This is a genomic window from Paucihalobacter ruber (genome assembly GCF_006494535.1).
Taxonomy (GTDB): Bacteria; Bacteroidota; Bacteroidia; order Flavobacteriales; family Flavobacteriaceae; genus Paucihalobacter; species Paucihalobacter ruber.
Map to the genome: position 1 here is coordinate 520,539 of NZ_VHIQ01000002.1, position 21,481 is coordinate 542,019.

Genomic DNA, 21,481 nt, shown 5'->3' on the forward strand with positions numbered 1-21,481 from the left:
TATTTATGAAGCAATTGTTTATACATATTGATAAAGTAACTTTAAGACACAAAATCACTATTTTGTTGGCACTGTGTTTATTCGCTTCTTTTCAGTTGTCGGCTCAAGTAAGAACGTCGGTAGATACCACCAGAATTAAGATTGGTGGCGAAGTGGTTTATAAAATTGAAGTTGAAACCGATACCACCAAACAAGTCGTTTTTCCTGAAAGTCAAACATTTTTACCCTTTGAAGTTATCGAGTTTTATAACACAGATACCGTAAAAAAGGACGATAAATTTCAACTAATCAAAAAATACGGACTCACAAGTTTTGACTCCGGATGGTATCAAATACCAAGGCAAAAAATACTCATTAACGAGCAACCGTTTTTCTCAGATTCGCTTTATGTGTATATACAAGATGTACTTGTAGATACCACTAAGCAGAAACTTTTCGACATTAAACCAATTTTAGAAGTTCAAAAACCCCAAAAAAATTGGTGGCCAATCATTATTATTATCCTTTCTGCGTTGGCTATTATTGCATTTTTAATTTACTGGTTTGTATGGCGAAAAAAACCACTAACCGAAGCCGAAAGAATAGCACAATTACCACCATTTGAAAGAGCTAAAGCTGAACTAAAAAACCTTGAAAACAGCAGGTATCTTATTGAAGACAAATCAAAAGAGTATTACTCTGAACTCACCAGAATCATCAGAAGTTTTATCGATGAAAAGGTTTATGATAAAGCACTTGAAAGTACAACGGCACAACTCATCGAGCGTTTAGAATTACTCTCTGAGGCCAATGAGTTTTCGCTTAAAAAAGAAATCATCACCCAAATCGACACCATTTTTAAACGTGCCGATTTAGCCAAGTTTGCCAAGCAACAGCCTGAAATGGTCATCGCAGAAGCCGATTTAAAGGAAACGCACTTTATTCTTGACGAAGTCAATAAACTTTTGCCAGAACCTTCCGAAGAAGAAAAGCTCTTAGACGAAGCCTACAGAAAAGCTCAAGAGCAAAAAGCCAAGCGAAAAAAGATAGTGATAACCTCGGCAATCGCTATATTTTTATTGATAGCTACCATTGTAGGCCTAGGCTTAAAGTATGGCTTTGTTTACATAAAAGATGTGGTGTTTCAAAACTCTTCGTTAGAACTTCTTGAAGGTGAATGGGTTGATAGTGAATACGGTATGCCGCCAATCTCAATTTCTACGCCACAGGTGTTAATGCGAATGGATGCACCGGTGCCGGAAGAGTTGAAAGAAAAAATGCAGGTAACCTCCTATGGCTACGAACTTAAAGATAAATTTACCATAGCATTGGTAACTACCAATTTAAAAGAAAAAGTAGAGAATTTCGATTTAAGTACTGCTGTTGAAGGTAGTTTGCAAACATTAGAAGCCAGAGGGATAACCGATATCATTACCCTTAACGAAATGTTTAAAACTCCCAATGGCGCCGAAGGTTTAAAAACGTACGGAACATTAAAAGTGCCAAAAGGATCAAGCAATAATTTTATTGATGGTAAATATGTGATGCTAAGTTTTTCGGCAGAGGATAAGGTTATTCAACAAATCATTCTTGTTTGGGGCGCTAACGATACCTATGCCGACGATATTGCCGATAAAATTATTAAATCAATTGAACTTCAACCTAAAGAATTGCAACCAAAATCTGAATAAATGTTTGAAGGAATAGAATTTTTACATAAAGAAATGTTTTGGTTGTTGCTACTGTTGCTGCCTGCTGTGGCCTGGTACATTTTTAAACACAAAAAGCAAACAGCCGAAATTAAAATATCAACTATAAAGGGCTTTAAAACATCGAAGTCGGTTTGGCCAGTTTTAAGACATTTAATGTTTGTATTAAGGTTAGCAGCCTTAGGGCTATTAATTATTGCGCTAGCGAGACCTCAAACCGTTGATGTGAGTACAAAAACGAAGAAAACCGAAGGTATTGATATTATGATTGCTGTAGATATCTCGGCCAGTATGTTGGCCAAAGATTTAAAGCCGAATAGACTAGAGGCATTAAAAGAGGTAGCGTCAGATTTTGTTAAACAACGACCAAACGACCGAATAGGTATTGTAGAATACGCAGGCGAGAGCTATACCAAAACACCCCTAACCAGTGATAAGAGTATTGTTCTATCGGCCATTTCCGATATTAAATATACAGGTATTGTTGAAGGCGGAACAGCTATTGGCATGGGTTTGGCAACAGCAGTTAACAGACTTAAAGATAGCAATGCAAAAAGTAAAGTAGTTATTTTATTGACGGATGGGGTTAACAATACAGGCGAAATAGATCCGACTATTGCTACAGAGCTCGCACTGGAATTTGGAATAAAAGTTTATGGTGTTGGTATTGGTACCAATGGTATGGCATTATCGCCCGTAGCAATTAGACAAGACGGGAGCTTTGTTTACGAGCGTGTTCAGGTGGAAATAGACGATGATCTATTGACAAAAATTGCCAACGATACAGGAGGCAAATACTTTAGAGCCACAGATAACCAATCGCTTAGTGATATTTACGACGAAATCAACGAGCTGGAGACCACAGAAATTGAAGAACGCAAATTTTACAATTATGAAGAAAAATTCAGGCCTTACGCTATTGCCGCTTTGTGCCTGATTATTTTTGAATTTTTATTAAGACATACCGTTTTTAGAAGTTTTATTTAAAAAGATTATTAGATGTTTCAACTCGAAGAAAAAATATGGATTACCGCCTTTGCCATTATTCCAATAATGGGCTTGGTGTTCATGTTATTTACTATTTGGAAATCTAAAAGGCAAAAGAAATTTGCCGAAGCCCGATTACTCGATAAACTAAGTCCTAACAGGTCTTTATTTAAGTCTATCCTGAAGTTTATGGCACTTGCTTTTGCTATTGCTTTTATAATTATAGCACTTATTAATCCTAAAATTGGGACAAAATTAGAAACCGTAAGAAGCGAAGGTATCGATATTGTTTTTGCAGTTGATGTATCAAAAAGTATGCTAGCCGAAGATATTGCGCCAAACAGACTTGAAAAATCCAGACAACTGGTATCGCAAATTATCAATAGTCTGGTTAGCGATAGAATAGGAATTATAGCTTATGCCGGTAAGGCATTTCCGCAGCTGCCTATTACAACGGATTACGCCGCGGGGAAACTTTTTTTACAAGGTTTAAATACCGATATGATTTCTTCGCAAGGAACTGCTATAAGCGAAGCTATTGAGCTCTCCAGAGGTTATTTTTCCGACAGCGGACAAACCAATAAGGTACTTATTATTATTTCAGATGGTGAAGATCACGGTGAGATTTCTGCAGCAGAAGCCGCTAACAAGGCGGTTAACGACGGTATTAAAATCATCACCATTGGTGTTGGTGATGTTAAAGGCGGACCAATCCCCATTAAAAGAAATGGTGTAGTTCTCAATTATAAAACAGATCAGAATGGTGAAACCGTTATCACTAAATTAGATGAAGAGAATTTAAAAGCCATAGCAGCAAGTGGTAACGGAATTTATCTCAATGGAAGAAACACAGCATCGGTGGTAGAATCGTTAAAAGAAGTATTTGACAACATTGAAAAAACCGAATTCGAATCGCAACAAGTAGCCGATTTTAAAGACCAGTTTCAGTGGTTTTTAGGCATAGGTTTTGCACTATTGTTTATTGATATTTTCTTATTAGAAAGAAAAACAGCCTGGTTAAGAAAACTCAATTTGTTTAATGAAAACATTTAAATCAAACATTTAAAATAGTTTTAACTAATAAAAAATAAGGGTTTTATAACTTCGTAATTAAATTTAAAAGATCTGTATGAACACATTTAACTTAAACAAATTTGTTGGCTTATGCATCATTTGGTTGGCACCTTTTGTTTTAAGTGCTCAAAATGATGTAGATAAAGAATTGATAAATAAGCAAAATAAAGCTAGTTTATATGTAATTGAAGGTAATGAAAACCTAAGCAATGAAGATTTTATAAAGGCAGAAATGGCATACAGAAAGGCTATTTCGAAACAACCCAACAAGGCTGCGGCCACATATAATTTGGGATATGGCTATTATAAAGAAGGTAATTTAGAAGAATCGCTTTATCGCAATCAACAAGCAGCTAACGATGCTACTTCAAAGGAAGAGAAGCACAGAGCATTTCACAATATAGGTAATATTTTAATGAAAAATGAACGCTGCAAAGATGCCGTTGAAGCCTACAAAAATGCTTTGAGAAATAATCCCTCCGATGATGAAACCCGCTACAATTTAGCCATGGCTAAAGAATGTGCCAAAAACGAACAAGATGCGGGCGATAAAGACGATGAAGACAGCGAAGACAAAAAAGACGAGAAAGACCAGAAAGATCAGGAGCAACAAGACCAGGATAAAAAAGATCAGGAAGGCGACGAAAACGATGATCAAAATAACCAGGGCGATGAAGATAAAAAAGATGGTGACGATAAAGAAGATGAAGAAGGTAAGCCTAAAGATGATAAAGACCAAAACGATAAAGGAGATCAACAAGAAAAACAACAAGAACAACCAAAGCCTAGACCCGGTACATTAAATAATCAGCAGATAAGAAATTTGCTCGAAGCTTTAAACGATAAAGAATCAAAGGTTCAGGAAAAAATAAATGCCGAAAAACAAAAAGGTGCAAAGGTTAAAAACGAGAAAGATTGGTAAACAGTTGTAAGCTTTATACTAAGAAACAGATGTAATGCCGATTGAAGAATTATGAATTTGAAAACTCACATAACACTTATTTTACTATTGATTTCGGTTTCAATTTCTGCCCAAGTGCAGTTTGAAGCCAAACTCAGTAAAAACAAACTAGGCGTTAATGAACGGTTGCGTATTGATTTTGAGATGAATCAGGATGGTGACAATTTTGTGCCACCCGATTTTTCAGATTTCACAGTGGTTGGTGGTCCCAACACATCGGTGAGTAATACCTGGATTAATGGTAAGCGATCTTTCAAAAAAACATATTCTTATTTTCTGGCACCTAAAAGAGTTGGGAAATTCACCATAAAACAGGCAGTGATTGAAATTGATGGCGAAGTTTATAAAACTTTTCCTGTAAATGTTGAGGTCACGCCGGCTGTAGAATTGCCCAAAGATCCCAATGATCCTGATTATGTAGCATCGCAAAACATTCATTTGGTAGCTGAAGTTTCAAAAACAAGTCCGTATCTAAACGAGCCTGTAACGGTGGTTTATAAGTTGTATGTATCGCCTTCAACAGGCGTGAGCAACTGGCGTGAAATCGATAATCCGAAGTATTCAGACTTTTGGAGCCAAAATATTCCAATTAAAAACATTTCAGTTCAAAATGGTCAGTTTAATGGGGAAGAGTATCGCTTTGTAGAATTGCGAAAAACGGTCTTGTATCCTCAAAAATCGGGCGAATTAAAGATTGAACCCTTAAGCTTGGATGTTACCGTTGAAGTACCCACCAACCGTCGCGACTTTTTTGGCGGCCGCATGATGACTCAGGTCAACCAGCGTGTTACCGCAGGTGGCAGAACCATTAAGGTAAAGCCTCTGCCTGAGCAAGGTAAACCCGAAAATTTTACAGGCGCTGTGGGCGATTTTGATTTGGTGGTTTCAACATCAAAAAACCAGTTGAATGCCACAGAGTCTTTGCAATTGACTGTTGAAGTTTCCGGAAAGGGAAACTTGAAACTGTTTGAGTTGCCCAAACCAAAATTTCCAAGTGCATTAGAAGTATACGATCCTGTTAAAAATGATCAGGTTAATACGGCCTTAGACGGCATGTACGGTACAAGAATAGAAAACTATACCATTGTGCCACAATTCAAAGGCAAGTATCCAATACCCGGTATATCTTTTTCTTATTTCGATCCTAAAACAGAGCAGTATAAAACAATTACATCTAATGAAATGTTGATAGATGTTCTTGAAGATCCTAATAACCCAATAACAGCAACTCCCGCAACCCCTAATTTAAAACAACCCGTTGTTGCCAGTAATGCGTTCGCCTACATCAAAACCACAACCAAATTAGAGCCCCTAGAAAAATCTTATTTTTTTAGATCTAAAGTGTTCTGGGCTTCATTAATTGCCCCACTTTTGGCAATTCCCCTGGCCATGGTTTTTAGAAGAAGACGCGAAACCTATCTTGCTGACGAATCTGGAAACAAACGACGAGCTGCCGACAGGTTGGCTAAAAAATTCCTCGGAAGTGCTAAAAAATCGCTTGGCAACAAAGAAGTATTTTACGAAGCGCTCGAAAGAGCCTTACACAATTATTTAAAGGCAAAATTGGGCATTGAAACCAGCGAGTTTACTAAAGATAAAATAGAATCGCTCTTAACAGAAAGAGAAGTAAGTAACGAAACTGTAAACAGCTTTTTGAATGTACTTGAAAGTTGTGAATTGGCGCGATATGCACCGGTCACCAACGTTATGATGCAGCAAGATTACGATAATGCTGCTACTGCTATATCTGCAATAGATAAACAAATTAGGTAATATGGCTAGAAAGTTAATTTATACCGGTTTTTTTATTGTTTTAGGATTTTTGTTTCTACTAAATACTAATAATTACCAACCTCAAAACTCACAGTTATTTGAGGGGGCGAATAACTATTATAATGAAGGCGAATTTGAATTGGCTATTGAAAATTACGAAAGAATTATCAGCAATGGAGAACACTCTCCCGAAGTATATTTTAATCTAGCCAATGCTTACTACAAATCTAATAACATTCCTTCAAGTATCTATTATTACGAAAAAGCCTTAAAGCTTAAACCCGGCGATACAGATATTATCAATAACCTAGGCTTTGCACAAAATATGACCATCGATGAAATTGCGGCAACACCTCAAGTTGGTTTTAATAGAATCTACAGTAATTTGGTGGATACTTTTAGCTTTGATAATTGGTCTAAAATTGCGGTTGCAGCGATAGTAGTATTTGTTGTTTTATTTTTGCTCTATTATTTTTCGGCAAACACAAATTTTAAACGCGCCACTTTTATTGGTAGTTTTGTTGGTATTATAGTGGCCATGTTTTCTTTATTTATGGCTTTTCAAAAGCAAAGCATTGATGATAAATTTGACGAAGCCATTGTTTTTTCAAAATCTATCGATATTAAAAGCGAACCCAATTCAAGTAGTAACAACCTCTTTAGACTTCATGAAGGCACCAAGGTAAAAATTATAGACAATTTATCGGGTTGGAGTCATATTGAAATAGCCGACGGCCAAAAAGGCTGGATTCCTTCAGAAACAATAAAAGTGCTTTAACGCCGATTTATTATACAAAAGCTTGAGCATTCAATTACAAATGTTATCTTTACAAAGCTATTGTTTAGGTAATGAAAAGTAAGTTGTCTTCAGTAATTTTGGTTTTTGTATTTATGTCGTTTATTGCAACGCCTACACTAGTATATGCTTTTAACTTAGACCTCGACACTTCAGTATGTTTTCAAATGAGTGAAGAAGAACAAGAAACCATTTCCAAAATTGATATCAAACAAATATTTAAAGAAACTAGTGCTTATTTTTCATTTGAAGGTAAAAATCCAAGTAACAACAGTCTTTTCTATAAAGAGCTTCATATCGAGACGATACTATTAACAACCTTTTCTCCACCTCCCGAATTTTTGTTTTAGTCCAGTCAAACCTATTATCTTAATTCAATCATTTTATCATTGCTCCTTTTTGGAGCACATTTTACGTTATGTTTAAAACATTTAAAAACGATTTTCCTGCCAGTATTGTAGTATTTTTTGTAGCCTTACCACTTTGTTTGGGCATTGCCTTAGCATCAGATGCGCCGCCGCTTTCAGGCCTTATCGCCGGTATCATTGGCGGTGTAATTGTAGGTACATTAAGCGGTTCAAAAATAGGTGTTTCGGGCCCTGCAGCAGGGTTGGCGGCTATTGTGGCAGTAGCAATTGCCGAACTTGGAAGCTTCGAGGCCTTTCTGCTGGCTGTTGTTTTAGCCGGCGTTATTCAAATTTTATTTGGGGTACTCAGGTTTGGTGTTATAGGTTACTTTTTTCCAAACAGCGTGATTGTTGGAATGCTAACAGGTATAGGGATCTTTATAATCTTGAAACAAATCCCGCATTTGTTTGGTTATGATGCGGCTGCCAATGGAGATTCTACTTTTGTGGCTTTATTCAATATGTTCAAATCAATTTCAATTGGGCCTCTCATTATTGGCGCCATTGGGTTGGCCATAATCATGCTTTGGGATAAAGTTTTAGGGCCTAAACACAAAATCTTTAAACTTGTTCAAGGCCCAATTGTTGCAGTGTTGGTGTGTACAATTTTGAAATTAATATTTGATAATACATCGCTTGAAATTACGGGCAGTCAATTGGTTCGGGTTCCGGTGGCCGAAAGTTTATCGGAGTATGCAGGATTTTTATCTTTTCCCGATTTCTCTTATTTGAGCAATCCTGCTATTTATACAGTAGCATTTACAATAGCTTTGGTAGCAAGTTTAGAAACGCTTTTAAGTGTTGAGGCAACCGATAAATTAGACCCTGAAAAGAATATAACACCCACCAATAGAGAGTTATTTGCTCAAGGTATTGGTAATATGGCATCAGGCTTGATAGGTGGTTTACCTATTACTCAGGTAATTGTGCGAAGCTCTGCAAACGTTCAGTCTAACGCTAAATCAAAAATGTCGGCAATAATTCATGGATTTTTACTTTTAATTGCTGTTATTTCAATCCCGATATTATTAAATCATATACCTAATGCTGTACTAGCTTCGGTGTTAATAATTGTTGGTTACAAATTGGCCAAACCAGCATTATTTAAAAAGTTCTGGGATAGAGGTTGGACGCAGTTTTTACCATTTATAATTACCGTTGTGGTTATTGTTGGAAAAGATTTGCTTTGGGGCATTTTCACCGGTTTAACCATTGGTATTTTTGTAGTGTTGCTAAAGAGTTTTCAAAACTCTATGTTTTTACACAAGAAGGAAAGTGCCGATAAACACATAGTTAAGATGGTACTTGCTGAAGAGGTGACGTTTTTAAATAAAGCAGCAGTTCAACAGGCACTTAATGACATTCCGAAAGATTCAGCAATAGAAATAGATATAAGAAAAACCAAATACTTAGATTATGACGTTATTGAAATACTTGAAGATTTTAGTATTCATGCCAAGATTAAAAATATAAATATTGTGGTTAAATCTGAACGCGGTGTCTTTGAAAATCCTACGAGTTTTATCGATTTGATGAAACTTGAAAAGAACGAAGCGCATATTGCCGTGGAATAATGTATTAATCAAATTAAATAAAGAACTCTAACTTAAATATTATTATCATGTCAAATATATTTTATAAAGGACTACTCGACAACAACAAGAAGTGGTCTGAGGGCAAGATTAATGAAGACGCCGATTTTTTTAACAAGTTATCCAAACTTCAAAAACCACCGGTACTTTGGATAGGTTGTGCTGATAGTCGTGTGCCTGCCAACGAAATTACCGGGACCAAACCCGGTGAAATATTTGTACATCGAAATATAGCCAATATGGTGGTGCATACTGATTTAAACATGCTAAGTGTTTTAGATTACGCGGTTAATCATTTGAGTGTGAAGCATATTATTGTTTGTGGTCATTATGGCTGTGGCGGGGTACAAGCTGCTATGCAGAATAAAGATTTAGGTCTCATCAATAAATGGATTAGAAATATTAAAGAAGTCTATAAAGAATATAGGCAAGAAATAAATGCATTGGAAACAGAGAAGGAGAGATTGGATTTACTTGTTGAACTCAATGTGAAAGCACAGGTATTGGATTTAGCTAAAACTTCTATTGTTCAAAAGGCATGGAAAAATAATAAAGGTTTAAAAATTCACGGTTGGGTCTATGGTTTAGATAATGGTATCATCAAAGATTTAAAGGTGTCTATGTCTAATACTGAAGCTTTAGACGATATATTTGTTTTAGATTTAGACTAGCCCAATTCAATTATTGCAAAATATAAAGGCATTCCCAGGGTAATATTAAACGGGAAGGTAATACCCAAAGCCATAGGGATGTAAAGACCGGCATCGGCTCTTGGTTCGGCTAATTTCATAGTAGCAGGTACTGCAATGTACGATGCACTGGCTGCTAAAATGGCCAGTAACAATCTATTGCCCGAACTTTCCATAATAAACTGGCTAAAATACGCCACAAATATTCCGTTTACTATAGGTATTACAATTCCGAATAAAAACAAGAACACCCCGTGTTTTCTAAAGCCTTTGATGCGTTTGGCTGTTACCATTCCCATTTCAAGCAGAAATAACGACAAAAATCCTTTAAATATATCGGTTGTGAAAGGCTCAATACCTCGGGCTTGTTCGGCATCTGCAATTAAACCAATAATTAAACTTCCTAATAACATTAAAACACTACCACCTGTTAAGGAGTGTTTTACCAAGCTACCAATAGAAATATCGTTCTTTTTTTCATTGTCAAATAGCATTATTAAGATCACACCAATAATAATTGCCGGCACCTCCATAATGGCCATGATGGCTACCATATGTCCACCAAAATCAATGCTTTGTTGTTCTAAAAATGATACTGCCGTTACAAATGTTACGGCACTTACAGAACCATACGCTGCAGCAATGGCACCGGCATTAGGCACGCCGATTCGTTTTTTAAGAATAAAAAATGTATAAATAGGCACCAAAGACGATAAGACAATGGCAAACACGATGGAGTTAAAAATTTCACTGTTAAAATCGCTGTGCGACAATTCTTGACCGCCTTTAAATCCAATGGCAAACAGTAAGTACAGCGATATAAATTTGGAGGAATTTTCAGGAATTTTCAAATCGCTTTTTAAAGCGGTTGCAATAATCCCCAATAAAAAGAACAATAGTACCGGATTGGTAATATTGCTAATAAGAATATCGATATTCATTTAAAACATTTAAAATTCGTGCAAATGTAAATGCCTTTAATCATAAGTTTTTATTTAACTTTGTTATTGCTTGTATAAAATATATTTATGAATTTTACATTACACCAACTCAAGGTTTTTTCAGAAGTTGCGCATTTTAAGAGCATCACAAAAGCTGCTGAGGCGCTTAATATGACGCAACCTGCGGCATCTATTCAGCTTAAAAACTTTCAAGATCAATTTGATATACCTTTATACGATGTGATTGGCAGACAACTTTATATCACCGAGTTTGGTAAAGAAATTTACAATGTGGCTCAGGACATACTTAATCAAGTGTCTTCAATTAACTACAAAACCGAGGCTTTTAAGGGTTTGCTTACCGGGAAACTCAGTATTTCGGTGGTGTCTACCGGTAATTATGTAATGCCTTATTTTTTGAAGGGTTTTTTGCAAAAGCATCCTAATGTAGAATTAATGTTAGATGTTTCTAATAAAACGCAGGTTATTAAAGATCTTGAAGATAATTTGGTAGATTTTTCGCTGGTAACCGTAAGTCCGCAACATTTAAAAGTACATCAACAAGCCATTATGGGCAATAAACTGCATTTGGTTTCGGCCTACAATAGCCGGCATATCTCTAAATCTAAACTCAACATTAATCAATTAAACGATTTGCCGCTTATTTTTAGAGAAGAAGGTTCAGGAACCAGATTTACAATGCAGGAATTTTTTAAAGACTTAAACATCAAGCCTAAAATTCAGTTAGAATTGTCAACGCACGAAGCTATTATTCAAGCTGTTGTAGCGGATATAGGTGTTTCTATTGTGTCTTTATTGGGAATTAAAAACGAGCTCGAACAAAAAGATTTAAAAATTGTACCGGTAAAAGGCTTACCGCTTATATCAGAATGGAAATTGATTTGGTTGCAAAGCAAGACTTTGTCACCAGTAGCATTGGCATTTCTGGCATACGTGCGTCACAATCAGCAGGACATCTACCATAGCTATTTTAGCTGGCAGGAAAAGTATTAAACTTCTTCATTAGAAGGTAACAGGTCTTCAAGTTCTGGCAATACTTGGGGAAATAGTTGATTGGCCAGGTTGTAAACCGGTTGATATAGCACGCTAGTCTCATCGTCTTGGTTTGGCGCTACATCAATATTCATTCGGTCTAAAACAATTAAAATCACACTGCATATTAATGCCATTTTAAGCAACCCAAACACGGCACCAAGTAACTTATTGATCCAACCCAATGCTGCAAAATCAGCCAGTTTGGTTAAGGCTTTTCCTACTAAACTAATTACAAGAACAATGATTACAAAGGTTATGGCAAATGCGGCAATTTTGATATACTGTTCATCCCAGTCAAATTTTGAAGACAGCAATTCTGCAGCGTAATTACTAAAATGAATTGCGCCGTAAATACCAAAAATTAAAGCTAATAAAGAAGCAATTTCAACAAAAAGCCCTTTCATGAGTCCGCGCACCAAACCAAATAATAACAGCACGCCCAAAACAATATCAATTACCGCCATGTTCATTATTTTCAGTAAATATAACTTAACTTTGCCAATCTAAAAATTCGAGAGTTAGCGCAGTTGTTATGTCTAGAGATCAAATACTAAAAGAACGTTGGGAACAAGTGGTTTCAAAATTATCGCAACAATTTGCCGAGGGCGACACCTTAGACCTCGATGCCATTATATATTTAATCGGACTCCAGGAGCTACAACAACCGCACAGGCAATTTACCAAAGACCAGAAGTTAGAGCTCATGCACATTGCCATTTGCCGCTTACTCGAACCTTATGGTTTTTATGATTTTGATTATATTGATAACGAAGGCTGGCCTCATTATAAAGTAAAAGAGCAATTGCCGTTTCTAAAATCGGGAGAACAAAGCATTCTCATGAAAGAAGCCATTGTTAACTATTTTTTAGAAACCGAATACATCGATTAATCGCGGTGTTACCCCTAATACCTTTCGGGTCGCACTTTCTACCCAACTTGTTGGGGACAACAATTGCTCAATCGCTAACACAGGTTTCGTAAAAAAAACTAAATTTGCACTCCAATTCAAAAGATTAGGATTTTTGAATAAAACGTTAGGTTATGATAGATCAAATCAAAGAGCATATAGAAAAAGTAGCGCAGTTTCAATCTACTTCAGCACAGGAAATAGAAGCATTTCGTATAGAATACCTTGGTAAAAAAGGATTGCTCAATCAGTTTTTTGCAGCCTTTAAAAGTGTACCTAACGAACAGAAAAAAGATTTTGGTCTGGCAGTAAACGCCTTAAAAAATGCAGCCGAAGAAAAGGTGAATGCTCTTAAAGCCGTTTTAGAAAATCAGCAGTTGGCCAAAGGAATATACGGCGATTTATCTCGTCCCGGCGAACCTATTGCCATAGGTGCGAGACACCCAATTTCTATTGTAAAAAATCAAATTATCGACATCTTTTCTAGAATTGGATTTAATGTAAGCGAAGGTCCGGAAATTGAAGACGACTGGCACAATTTTACGGCATTAAACTTGCCCGAATACCATCCGGCACGCGATATGCAGGACACCTTTTTTATTCAAACCAACCCCGATATTTTGTTGCGTACCCACACCAGTTCAGTGCAAGTGCGTTATATGGAAAGCAACAAACCACCTATTAGAACCATTTCGCCTGGCAGAGTATATCGAAACGAAGCTATTTCGGCGCGTTCGCATTGTTTTTTCCATCAGGTAGAAGGCTTGTATATTGATAAAAATGTGAGCTTTGCCGATTTAAAACAAACCCTTCAATATTTCACTACCGAGATGTTTGGTAAGTCTAAAATCAGGTTGCGTCCTTCGTATTTTCCGTTTACTGAGCCCAGTGCCGAAGTAGATGTGTATTGGGGATTAGAAACCGAAACTGATTATAAAATGACCAAAGGAACCGGCTGGCTCGAAATTATGGGTTGTGGTATGGTAGACCCGAATGTGTTGGAAAATTGCGGTATCGATTCAAAAACCTATTCCGGATTTGCCTTTGGTATGGGTATAGATCGCATTGCTCTACTGTTGCACCAAATTAGCGATATTAGATTGCTCAGCGAAAACGATGTGCGTTTTCTGGAGCAGTTTAAAAGTGCGTTTTAATTTTTCTCTCTAACAAATATTGAACAAAACAACCATAATTAGTGTTCTCCTCCTTTGGAGGAGTTAGAGGAGGCCATGAAAAAAGACATCCAAATCCCCGAAGTTAAAGATGTGCACATTGCCGCGGTTCAAGAATTGCATCCTGAGTTTAAGGCTTTAGACTGGAACATCTACCTCATCAACAACCTACCCGAACCACTTGAAATAGTAATTATAGTTACCAAAGGGTTTAAAGACCATAAAAGTACCGCACAAACCAGACACCAAATAAAACTGCTACCTGCCAAAAGTTATGCTAAAATAGAATGGCTTCAAGAAGATTTGTTAGCCATTAATAACACTTACAGCGTTAGCTTTTTTAAAGATGGTAGTATGTACCACCGCAACTTTGTATTAAAAGCGAATACGGTAAAACCGCACTCGCTAAGGGCTGTTCCTTTATTAACGGCTAAAGGGGTTTTGGCAGAGTGAATATCAATAAAAACCTCACAGGTTTCAAAAACCTGTGAGGTTTAAAATTTTAATCATGTTTTGAATCTTCGTCAATACTCAAATCTAATATGGTAATTGATGAAATTGGGTCTAAACTATTGAAAACACCAGAAATGCTTTTCTTTGGTTTTTCATTTAATTGCCTTGTATATCTCTTTCAAATCCGCTATCACATTCAGAGACAATTTGTTGCAACGATTCAACCCATTCTTCACCCTCGGGACATTGTGGCACACAATTGTTATTCTCATTTCTTATATAGCCTGTTTAAAAACCCCTTTAAATGGTTATTTTCTAAATGTGTTTGATTACATAAACAGGGTGTTAATTCTATATATTACAGCCTAATACCGTCAAGATAAAAATTTAAAAGAATAAAGAGAAATACATATGAATAAAGGTAGTCAAACGATGATTTCTTATTTTGAACCATTTTATTTGGTTGTAAAACTTTGGTTTCGGTATCAACATAAAACCAATTAATAACTATTTACCTCAATTGACGTTATCCAATTAAAATCATTATATTCTATTGTAATAAAACGATCGTATTCTATTATATTAATAATTAAAGCATTATTTGATTTATTGAGAAAACTTAATGGGAACAATAATTCCGTCGCATTTATATTTTGGTTTACAGTAATACCGTTGTTAAAAACACTGAATGCGCTACTATAAATCCTAAAGTAATGTAAAGAATCATCAACGAACCAAAATGTACCACCATCATATTGGTAAACTAAGGCATTTTTATCAGATATTTCAAAATATTCATTTTTGATTGAAACTGGTATGCCAAACAATGTGGTGAAATTTTCTGTACTCATTCCTAATATGATATTATTATTAACCGTAATATCGTTCTTACTTATAGCATTAATTTGTCCATTACAATTTAAAAATGTTAAATAACAAATTATTGATATAATTCCTGTTTTTATGTTAATTGCAGTCATTTTCTATTGGGTTTTGGTTTTCGTCAAATTTTGTTAGAAGAAAATCTTCTGGATCCAAACTTTGAGTGTAATTCGAGTTATATATTTGAATATGAATATGAGGAATAATTCCTTTTTGAGCAGCATTACCAGTATTGCCGGTTAATCCAATGATTTGCCCCACTCCAATTGTTTGCCCTATTTCAACAAATACACTATTAAGATGATTATATTTTATGTTATAGGTAGTACCGTTAATATTTGATGTTATAGTAATGAAGTTACCATAAGAATTTTTTCTATATTCTCCAGCTTCAAAAGAATTTCTCACATTTGTTACTGTACCTGAGTACATTGAAAATAGACTACTATTTAAGTCGCTTTTTACATCTAATCCATCATGTTTTTTTTCGCCGGCTCTACCTTCACAACTCGTAGATGCATCTACTCTTGTACATCCAAAAGTACCTCCCCGTTTTCCAGACAAGCCTGATGAGGCTATCTCAGGATTTAAAACAGGATCACCTTCACAAGGCTTTTTCACACAATTGCCTTGTACGTCTCTTACAAATCCGCTATCGCATTTAGGTGCACATTGTTGTAAAGATTCAACCCATTCTTCACCCTCGGGACATTGTGGCACACAATTGTTATTATCATCTCTTATATAGCCTGTTGGGCAAGCATTAGGGTCTGAGTTATTACTGCCGCCCGGGCCGCTCCATTCGGCATCAATAGATTCGTTTTCGGGTTGATCTCCTTGTGAGAGTAAACAAAAATAACAGTAAATAACGTTTACTTTTATCTTTTTTGTAGAAGTTACAACTACTTCACCAAGTTCACCACACATGTTACAATCAACAAATTCCGGACACTCTTGGCAACCACCTGAACGAGAATAAACATTGCTACTCACACTAAAATTTTCGGGCAGTAAATATTGAGCTACATAATAACCATCCTCAACTTTTAGAGCGTTTAAAATGTTTCCATCTAAATCAGTAATTAAAACATCACCGTAAAAAGTATCGGTTTCGAAATTATTTTTAGAGAACATATTATAAACAGCAGTTTGAATAGTGTCGTTAATTTCAATCATTAAAATTCTGCTATTAGCATTCACAAACTGTGTTTGCACAGCAATGGTAGCAAGCATCTCATCTGAATTGATAAGACTGTCATATACAACAGCATCATCTATCTCGGTAACAAATGATGTGCCAGATCTATTCATAGTTATATTATTTTGAAGATGATAAAAGGCATCGGCTTTTGTAACTGTTTTTATATTTTGTTTGTTTACCGGCTCGAGCAGAATGTTATCTCGCTCGCAAGCCTGAAAAGTAATTAGTAATGCCACAAATATTAATAATACCCATAGCATGTTTTTAAAATAATAGACTTTTTGCATTTACAAAGTATTAAATTAAACACAATTTTTTAGAAGTCATTAAAAAATGCTAGAAGTCTGTTTAGAAGTTTTAAGAAAAAAAACCGGCGCCGGTTGTGTTGCAACAGGTGTAAATACCAAAATAGGTTAGGACTTCTAAGACTAACTGCAAGAGGGATTTACACTGTAAATATATATATATATATATTAATAAATTACAAATTTTTCAAAAAAATATTTTTCAAAAAACGGTAGAATTAAAACTATAAATGCCTTGAAAGTCTTGCTGTGCTTGACTCCAAAGTGAAATGTTAAAATTTAATTTTAACGCATTGGTATTAAGAATATTGGGGAAATTCTCCAAAAATGCGGGTTATATTAATTTGTAATATAAGTTGTTTTAAGTCCTTTAAAAGCTAGTTTAATAAATTGTAAGATAGATTTTCATTAAAAAAAACCTCACAGGTTTCAAAAACCAGTGAGGTTTAAAATTTTAGTCATTTTTTGAATCTTCGTCAATACTCAAATCTAATATGGTGATTGATGAAATTGGGTCTAAACTATTGAAAACACCAGAAATACGTTTCCTTAATTTTTTGCCTAAAAATGTACCGTGTACAATACGGATATGATAGCCATCTTGTTTTGTAGTCTTCGATTTATTAAAAGTCTCTTTGGTTATAAAATTATTAGATAAACTGTCAACAAGTTTTAATATAGGCAATTGTGTCTCTTTAAGTTTATCAAGTTTTTTTTGATCAAGTAATTCTACTGTGTAATCAAAATCCTCATAACAATTTACGGTGTAAGACTTTTTATTTTGAATGTCTTCTATAATAAAAATTGGGAATGACACCTCTTCTAAAGCTTGAAACACAGATACAAATGACTTCTGGTTTTCTATAGTTTTAATCAATATTGCGGCTTCCTTATTTTCAATCCACGGGTTGTAATACTCAATCCGGTCTTGGTTACTTACGTAAACTTTCGGGTTTTTAACTCCTGTAACTAATTTAAAAATTGGTTGACAGGAGACTAAGATTCCTAATACCAAAATCACAATTAAAAATATTTTAAATTTATTTTTCATAGACGTTTAAATCGACATAGCCATAAGGATAATCATTATTTGTTTGGAATATATAGTCATCTGCTAATATAAATAATGATTTTGAGAATCCAAGAGGAGTTGATATTTCTGAAGGAATTAAAACATCATCATCATCTTTAGAAATAAATACACCTGACTGATAATTTTTTGGGGGTTCTAAAAAGGAAAGTCTTATAACTAACGGACTTGTTGTAGGTGCAAAAGATAGAAATGTAGTCTCCTCATCACCTTTTAATACTTCGTAATTTTCGATGAATTTATTTAATGATGATTTACATTTAACTTTAACTGTAACCTCCTTAAATTTGAAGTTGCATATCCCAAAACTTTGGGTACAAGGTGCTACATTATTACTTTCGCTCCATCTTTCTCCTCTATGTAATTTTCCTACAAACTTTACTTTTACCTCGTCTACAGTGCAATCTTCAGCCTCTTCTGTCCGCATTAAAGCTGTATCTTCATTAGTTATTTCGGTTACTTCATTTTCAGTTGAGCATGAATTGGTTAATAATACTGTGACCAGTAATAATTTGAATATTAATAAATTATAATTTTTCATTATTTAAATTTTTTGTCATCCAAGATTTTCATGGATTAACTAATTAAACATAAACGTTTAGAAGATTTGCTCTAGAAGTCATTAAAAAATGCTAGAAGTCTGTTTAGAAGTTTTAAGAAAAAAAACCGGCGCCGGTTGTGTTGCAACAGGTGTAAATACCAAAATAGGTTAGGACTTCTAAGACTAACTGCAAGAGGGATTTACACTGTAAATATATATATTAATAAATTACAAATTTTTCAAAAAAATAATTTTCAAAAAACGGTAGAATTAAAACTATAAATGCCTTGAAAGTCTTGCTGTTCTTGACTCCAAAGTGAAATGTTAAAATTTAAATTTTAACATCATGGGATTAAGTTGATTAGTGGACATCTTAAAAAATTTGGATGATATATTAATTTGAAAACAGGTGTTATTAAGCCCTTTCAGGGTTTCGAACCCTGAAAGGGCTGGATTTAAATTGTAGGATATGTTTTATCATTAAAAAACCTCACAGGTTATCGAAACCTGTGAGGTTATAAATAAGATATTCATAATTAATTTAAATCAACATATTTGGAAATATACTCCTCAAAGCCTAAAAATCTTAGATCTGTTTCAGTCGCAGGATTAGGCTGGTATTCAGACTTTCTAATCTTTTTTAAATTTTTGGTCATAGTTTTTATGAATTCTCTGTTTTTATTAAGGACGCCTTTAACGTCTACTTGACTAGATAAACGCTCATCATTTTCAATTATTTTAATTACATTTTCTATTAGTGATGGGCTCGGTAATTGATCATCAAATATGTCGTTTAAAATAAGTTGGTAAGCATTTTGGTTAGTTTTCAAGAGAAATTCTTTTTCCTTAATCAGTTTACCAATTATTTGAACCTTTCCAACTTTAAAAAACTCTTCATCTCTGTACTGATTTAATTTATTATTGTAAAAATCGTACAAATAATTTATATCATCACTATGTAATGCCATAAGAATAGGATGATAACTCGGAGCAAAGGGATTTAATTGAGTAAGCAATTCTTTAGATGTAGAATCAATTTCATTTATTGTTGGCTCGCTATTTTCACACGAGGCAAGAGAAACAATAAACATGAGTAAAATTAAATTTTTCATATTTCAATAATTTTTCGGTTTAACAACAATAGGCTTGTGCTGCAGCTCCTGATGTTTCACAGTAGTCAATAAATTCGAGATTACCTGATGAATCATAATAAACTTCCCCAAAATGACCGCAACCCACAGGAGTTCCACTGTAACAACCTTCACCAGCCCCAACTTGATAGGAGGCACCTGTGCCAGCAAATGAGCTGATAAAAACCCTTGTAGAAATTATTGTCTAAAAGGGTTTTATTACGTGTGTAGGGTATTAATTCTTGAGACTATGCAGTCTGATTCAATTAAGGCTATAAAAAACAACCAAAACTAATAGTAATGTTATACCTAAATACAGGTAGTCGAAAAACGAATTTTTTATTTTATAAAATTGATAACTATACCAAAAACCAATTATTAGTAATGGAGATATAAACCAAAGACTATATACATTAATTGAATTAAATGAGATTGTATAAATCAAATAAACAGCCAAAATAATGTTACTAATATAAAGTATTTTACCAAATTTTATTTTACTTATAATTCCTTTATTTATAACATAATGTTGGTAATAATAATAAAGACTTAATAAAGTCACTATTGTAAATATGTACATTTCATTGGTCATGATATGACAAGTTAATTATTATTTTGGTTTCTGGTACAAAGAGTGTGCCTATCAATTGCAACAGCAGTTTGAAAAGTTGCATTCCCCACTGCGGCAATAAAACATGGTGAAGCTAGAGCAAGAGTTAAAAGAGTAGCAATTGTGCATATACTAACAGCTGTGTCGTACTGATCATGAATTACCTGCATGTCTGACTGAAATTGAGCATCACAATCAACAAGTAATCTTTGGGGAAGTCTGGAATTTGGGTCTTGCGTAGACAAATTATTATAAACGTTGAGTATATTATCTTCTGTTAAGATAGCTAAATTTGGGTACTTACTTTTAATATTTTGTAAATGAACATTAATTTCCATGGAATAAGCGATGTAATCACCCAAAATATCTAGTTCAATCATTAAATTGTTTAAATCTACTTCTCTATTGGAATCGTTGTCTAATTTCAATTGAGAGGTTTTTAAGGTATTAAATAAGAGATTTGAAAACGCAGTATTTTTTGATACTAGTAGATTAAAATCGTTATCATTTTTCAAATGTATTAATAACTGTTCAGGGGTCATTACATTTTTAAGGTGATTATCATCACTTGAGCAGGAAACCAACAAAATTATAGATGATAAAAATATAGATAAATAAGGTTGTCTGAATGATTTTAGAATATTCATGGATTTTTTTTTTAGTTTGAATAATGTGTTAGAAATATTTTCAAATGAAAAAAATATCTGATAATAAATGACTTTAAAAATATTTGATTTCCTTATTAAATTTTCATGTTTTGGAAACACCAAAAATTTAATAATTTTCGTCTTTTAACTATTCAAAATATTTGATCATTATGTAATATCTATTAGCAATAAGTTGATAGTTGTAAATATTTAAAATTTATAAAAAAGAAGTCATTAAAAAATGCTAGAAGTCTGTTTAGAAGTTTTAAGAAAAAAAACCGGCGCCGGTTGTGTTGCAACAGGTGTAAATACCAAAATAGGTTAGGACTTCTAAGACTAACTGCAAGAGGGATTTACACTGTAAATATATATATTAATAAATTACAAATTTTTCAAAAAAATAATTTTCAAAAAACGGTAGAATTAAAACTATAAATGCCTTGAAAGTCTTGCTGTGCTTGACTCCAAAGTGAAATGTTAAAATTTAAATTTTAACATCATGGGATTAAGTTGATTAGTGGACATCTTAAAAAATTTGGATGATATATTAATTTGAAAACAGGTGTTATTAAGCCCTTT

The 21,481-nt window shown here is 34.3% G+C and carries 21 protein-coding genes; 13 read left to right on the top strand and 8 right to left on the bottom strand.

Going from position 1 to position 21,481, the window contains the following annotated elements:
* The first annotated feature begins 5 nt into the window (after positions 1-5).
* The 9 genes from FJ651_RS05900 to can all read left to right on the top strand — a co-directional run bounded on the left by FJ651_RS05900 (position 6) and on the right by can (position 9,949).
* Positions 6-1,670, top strand: a complete 1,665-nt coding sequence (locus FJ651_RS05900) for a hypothetical protein (protein ID WP_246085314.1) — start codon at positions 6-8, stop codon at positions 1,668-1,670.
* Positions 1,671-2,675, top strand: a complete 1,005-nt coding sequence (locus tag FJ651_RS05905; protein WP_140989532.1) for a vWA domain-containing protein — start codon at positions 1,671-1,673, stop codon at positions 2,673-2,675.
* 12 nt (positions 2,676-2,687) lie between these two features.
* On the top strand, positions 2,688-3,728 hold the full coding sequence (locus tag FJ651_RS05910) for a VWA domain-containing protein (protein WP_140989533.1): 1,041 nt from the start codon (positions 2,688-2,690) through the stop codon (positions 3,726-3,728).
* Positions 3,729-3,804: 76 nt separating this feature from the next.
* Entirely contained in the window at positions 3,805-4,671 is an 867-nt protein-coding gene (locus FJ651_RS05915) for a tetratricopeptide repeat protein (RefSeq protein WP_246085315.1), read from the top strand.
* A 51-nt stretch (positions 4,672-4,722) separates the two neighbouring features.
* Complete coding sequence (locus tag FJ651_RS05920) at positions 4,723-6,483, top strand: BatD family protein (RefSeq protein ID WP_140989534.1); 1,761 nt, start codon at positions 4,723-4,725, stop codon at positions 6,481-6,483.
* Between the two features lies 1 nt (position 6,484).
* Complete coding sequence (locus FJ651_RS05925) at positions 6,485-7,261, top strand: tetratricopeptide repeat protein (RefSeq protein WP_140989535.1); 777 nt, start codon at positions 6,485-6,487, stop codon at positions 7,259-7,261.
* A 71-nt stretch (positions 7,262-7,332) separates the two neighbouring features.
* Positions 7,333-7,629, top strand: coding sequence for a hypothetical protein (locus tag FJ651_RS05930; protein WP_140989536.1), 297 nt, complete (start codon positions 7,333-7,335; stop codon positions 7,627-7,629).
* 68 nt (positions 7,630-7,697) lie between these two features.
* Positions 7,698-9,260, top strand: coding sequence for a SulP family inorganic anion transporter (locus FJ651_RS05935; RefSeq protein ID WP_140989537.1), 1,563 nt, complete (start codon positions 7,698-7,700; stop codon positions 9,258-9,260).
* A 47-nt stretch (positions 9,261-9,307) separates the two neighbouring features.
* Positions 9,308-9,949, top strand: coding sequence for a carbonate dehydratase (can, locus tag FJ651_RS05940; protein ID WP_140989538.1), 642 nt, complete (start codon positions 9,308-9,310; stop codon positions 9,947-9,949).
* On the opposite strand, the gene FJ651_RS05945 is transcribed toward can, so the two are convergent.
* Positions 9,946-10,908 (bottom strand): sodium-dependent bicarbonate transport family permease, encoded by a 963-nt coding sequence (locus tag FJ651_RS05945; RefSeq protein ID WP_140989539.1) that lies wholly within the window; start codon positions 10,906-10,908, stop codon positions 9,946-9,948. The genes can and FJ651_RS05945 overlap by 4 nt on opposite strands.
* A gap of 87 nt (positions 10,909-10,995) precedes the next feature.
* Between FJ651_RS05945 and FJ651_RS05950 the strand changes: the two genes are divergently transcribed.
* Positions 10,996-11,922: a LysR family transcriptional regulator gene (locus FJ651_RS05950; protein ID WP_140989540.1), complete on the top strand. Its 927-nt coding sequence runs from the start codon at positions 10,996-10,998 to the stop codon at positions 11,920-11,922.
* On the opposite strand, the gene FJ651_RS05955 is transcribed toward FJ651_RS05950, so the two are convergent.
* A complete protein-coding gene (locus tag FJ651_RS05955; RefSeq protein WP_317130880.1) occupies positions 11,919-12,434 on the bottom strand; it encodes a CvpA family protein in 516 nt (171 codons plus the stop codon). The genes FJ651_RS05950 and FJ651_RS05955 overlap by 4 nt on opposite strands.
* Before the next feature lie 62 nt (positions 12,435-12,496).
* On the opposite strand from FJ651_RS05955, the gene FJ651_RS05960 reads away from it, so the two are divergent.
* The 3 genes from FJ651_RS05960 (at position 12,497) to FJ651_RS05970 (ending at position 14,496) form a co-directional block, all read left to right on the top strand.
* Positions 12,497-12,853, top strand: coding sequence for a hypothetical protein (locus tag FJ651_RS05960; protein WP_140989542.1), 357 nt, complete (start codon positions 12,497-12,499; stop codon positions 12,851-12,853).
* A 152-nt stretch (positions 12,854-13,005) separates the two neighbouring features.
* The gene (locus tag FJ651_RS05965; protein ID WP_140989543.1) at positions 13,006-14,025 is read left to right on the top strand and encodes a phenylalanine--tRNA ligase subunit alpha; all 1,020 of its coding nucleotides are present in this window, start codon (positions 13,006-13,008) and stop codon (positions 14,023-14,025) included.
* A gap of 75 nt (positions 14,026-14,100) precedes the next feature.
* Positions 14,101-14,496 carry a hypothetical protein gene (locus FJ651_RS05970; protein WP_140989544.1) on the top strand — a complete coding sequence of 132 codons (396 nt, stop codon included), beginning with the start codon at positions 14,101-14,103 and terminating at the stop codon, positions 14,494-14,496.
* A 500-nt stretch (positions 14,497-14,996) separates the two neighbouring features.
* On the opposite strand, the gene FJ651_RS05975 is transcribed toward FJ651_RS05970, so the two are convergent.
* The 6 genes from FJ651_RS05975 to FJ651_RS06000 all read right to left on the bottom strand — a co-directional run bounded on the left by FJ651_RS05975 (position 14,997) and on the right by FJ651_RS06000 (position 20,902).
* Positions 14,997-15,476, bottom strand: coding sequence for a hypothetical protein (locus FJ651_RS05975; protein ID WP_140989545.1), 480 nt, complete (start codon positions 15,474-15,476; stop codon positions 14,997-14,999).
* The gene (locus FJ651_RS05980; protein WP_140989546.1) at positions 15,463-16,866 is read right to left on the bottom strand and encodes a M23 family metallopeptidase; all 1,404 of its coding nucleotides are present in this window, start codon (positions 16,864-16,866) and stop codon (positions 15,463-15,465) included. Before FJ651_RS05980 ends, FJ651_RS05975 begins: the two co-directional genes overlap by 14 nt.
* Before the next feature lie 472 nt (positions 16,867-17,338).
* Positions 17,339-17,935: a hypothetical protein gene (locus FJ651_RS05985; RefSeq protein ID WP_140989547.1), complete on the bottom strand. Its 597-nt coding sequence runs from the start codon at positions 17,933-17,935 to the stop codon at positions 17,339-17,341.
* Positions 17,925-18,515 carry a hypothetical protein gene (locus FJ651_RS05990; RefSeq protein ID WP_140989548.1) on the bottom strand — a complete coding sequence of 197 codons (591 nt, stop codon included), beginning with the start codon at positions 18,513-18,515 and terminating at the stop codon, positions 17,925-17,927. Before FJ651_RS05990 ends, FJ651_RS05985 begins: the two co-directional genes overlap by 11 nt.
* A 536-nt stretch (positions 18,516-19,051) precedes the next feature.
* Positions 19,052-19,627 (bottom strand): hypothetical protein, encoded by a 576-nt coding sequence (locus tag FJ651_RS05995; protein WP_140989549.1) that lies wholly within the window; start codon positions 19,625-19,627, stop codon positions 19,052-19,054.
* Positions 19,628-20,248: 621 nt separating this feature from the next.
* Entirely contained in the window at positions 20,249-20,902 is a 654-nt protein-coding gene (locus FJ651_RS06000; protein ID WP_140989550.1) for a hypothetical protein, read from the bottom strand.
* Positions 20,903-21,481 lie beyond the last annotated feature (579 nt).

Excerpts from the sequence above, each read along its gene's own strand:
- FJ651_RS05900 (WP_246085314.1), top strand. The coding sequence starts at position 6 with ATGAAGCAATTGTTTATACATATTGATAAAGTAACTTTAAGACACAAA.
- FJ651_RS05905 (WP_140989532.1), top strand. The coding sequence starts at position 1,671 with ATGTTTGAAGGAATAGAATTTTTACATAAAGAAATGTTTTGGTTGTTG.
- FJ651_RS05910 (WP_140989533.1), top strand. The coding sequence starts at position 2,688 with ATGTTTCAACTCGAAGAAAAAATATGGATTACCGCCTTTGCCATTATT.
- FJ651_RS05915 (WP_246085315.1), top strand. The coding sequence starts at position 3,805 with ATGAACACATTTAACTTAAACAAATTTGTTGGCTTATGCATCATTTGG.
- FJ651_RS05920 (WP_140989534.1), top strand. The coding sequence starts at position 4,723 with ATGAATTTGAAAACTCACATAACACTTATTTTACTATTGATTTCGGTT.
- FJ651_RS05925 (WP_140989535.1), top strand. The coding sequence starts at position 6,485 with ATGGCTAGAAAGTTAATTTATACCGGTTTTTTTATTGTTTTAGGATTT.
- FJ651_RS05930 (WP_140989536.1), top strand. The coding sequence starts at position 7,333 with ATGAAAAGTAAGTTGTCTTCAGTAATTTTGGTTTTTGTATTTATGTCG.
- FJ651_RS05935 (WP_140989537.1), top strand. The coding sequence starts at position 7,698 with ATGTTTAAAACATTTAAAAACGATTTTCCTGCCAGTATTGTAGTATTT.
- can (WP_140989538.1), top strand. The coding sequence starts at position 9,308 with ATGTCAAATATATTTTATAAAGGACTACTCGACAACAACAAGAAGTGG.
- FJ651_RS05945 (WP_140989539.1), bottom strand. The coding sequence starts at position 10,908 with ATGAATATCGATATTCTTATTAGCAATATTACCAATCCGGTACTATTG.
- FJ651_RS05950 (WP_140989540.1), top strand. The coding sequence starts at position 10,996 with ATGAATTTTACATTACACCAACTCAAGGTTTTTTCAGAAGTTGCGCAT.
- FJ651_RS05955 (WP_317130880.1), bottom strand. The coding sequence starts at position 12,434 with ATGAACATGGCGGTAATTGATATTGTTTTGGGCGTGCTGTTATTATTT.
- FJ651_RS05960 (WP_140989542.1), top strand. The coding sequence starts at position 12,497 with ATGTCTAGAGATCAAATACTAAAAGAACGTTGGGAACAAGTGGTTTCA.
- FJ651_RS05965 (WP_140989543.1), top strand. The coding sequence starts at position 13,006 with ATGATAGATCAAATCAAAGAGCATATAGAAAAAGTAGCGCAGTTTCAA.
- FJ651_RS05970 (WP_140989544.1), top strand. The coding sequence starts at position 14,101 with ATGAAAAAAGACATCCAAATCCCCGAAGTTAAAGATGTGCACATTGCC.
- FJ651_RS05975 (WP_140989545.1), bottom strand. The coding sequence starts at position 15,476 with ATGACTGCAATTAACATAAAAACAGGAATTATATCAATAATTTGTTAT.
- FJ651_RS05980 (WP_140989546.1), bottom strand. The coding sequence starts at position 16,866 with ATGCAAAAAGTCTATTATTTTAAAAACATGCTATGGGTATTATTAATA.
- FJ651_RS05985 (WP_140989547.1), bottom strand. The coding sequence starts at position 17,935 with ATGAAAAATAAATTTAAAATATTTTTAATTGTGATTTTGGTATTAGGA.
- FJ651_RS05990 (WP_140989548.1), bottom strand. The coding sequence starts at position 18,515 with ATGAAAAATTATAATTTATTAATATTCAAATTATTACTGGTCACAGTA.
- FJ651_RS05995 (WP_140989549.1), bottom strand. The coding sequence starts at position 19,627 with ATGAAAAATTTAATTTTACTCATGTTTATTGTTTCTCTTGCCTCGTGT.
- FJ651_RS06000 (WP_140989550.1), bottom strand. The coding sequence starts at position 20,902 with ATGAATATTCTAAAATCATTCAGACAACCTTATTTATCTATATTTTTA.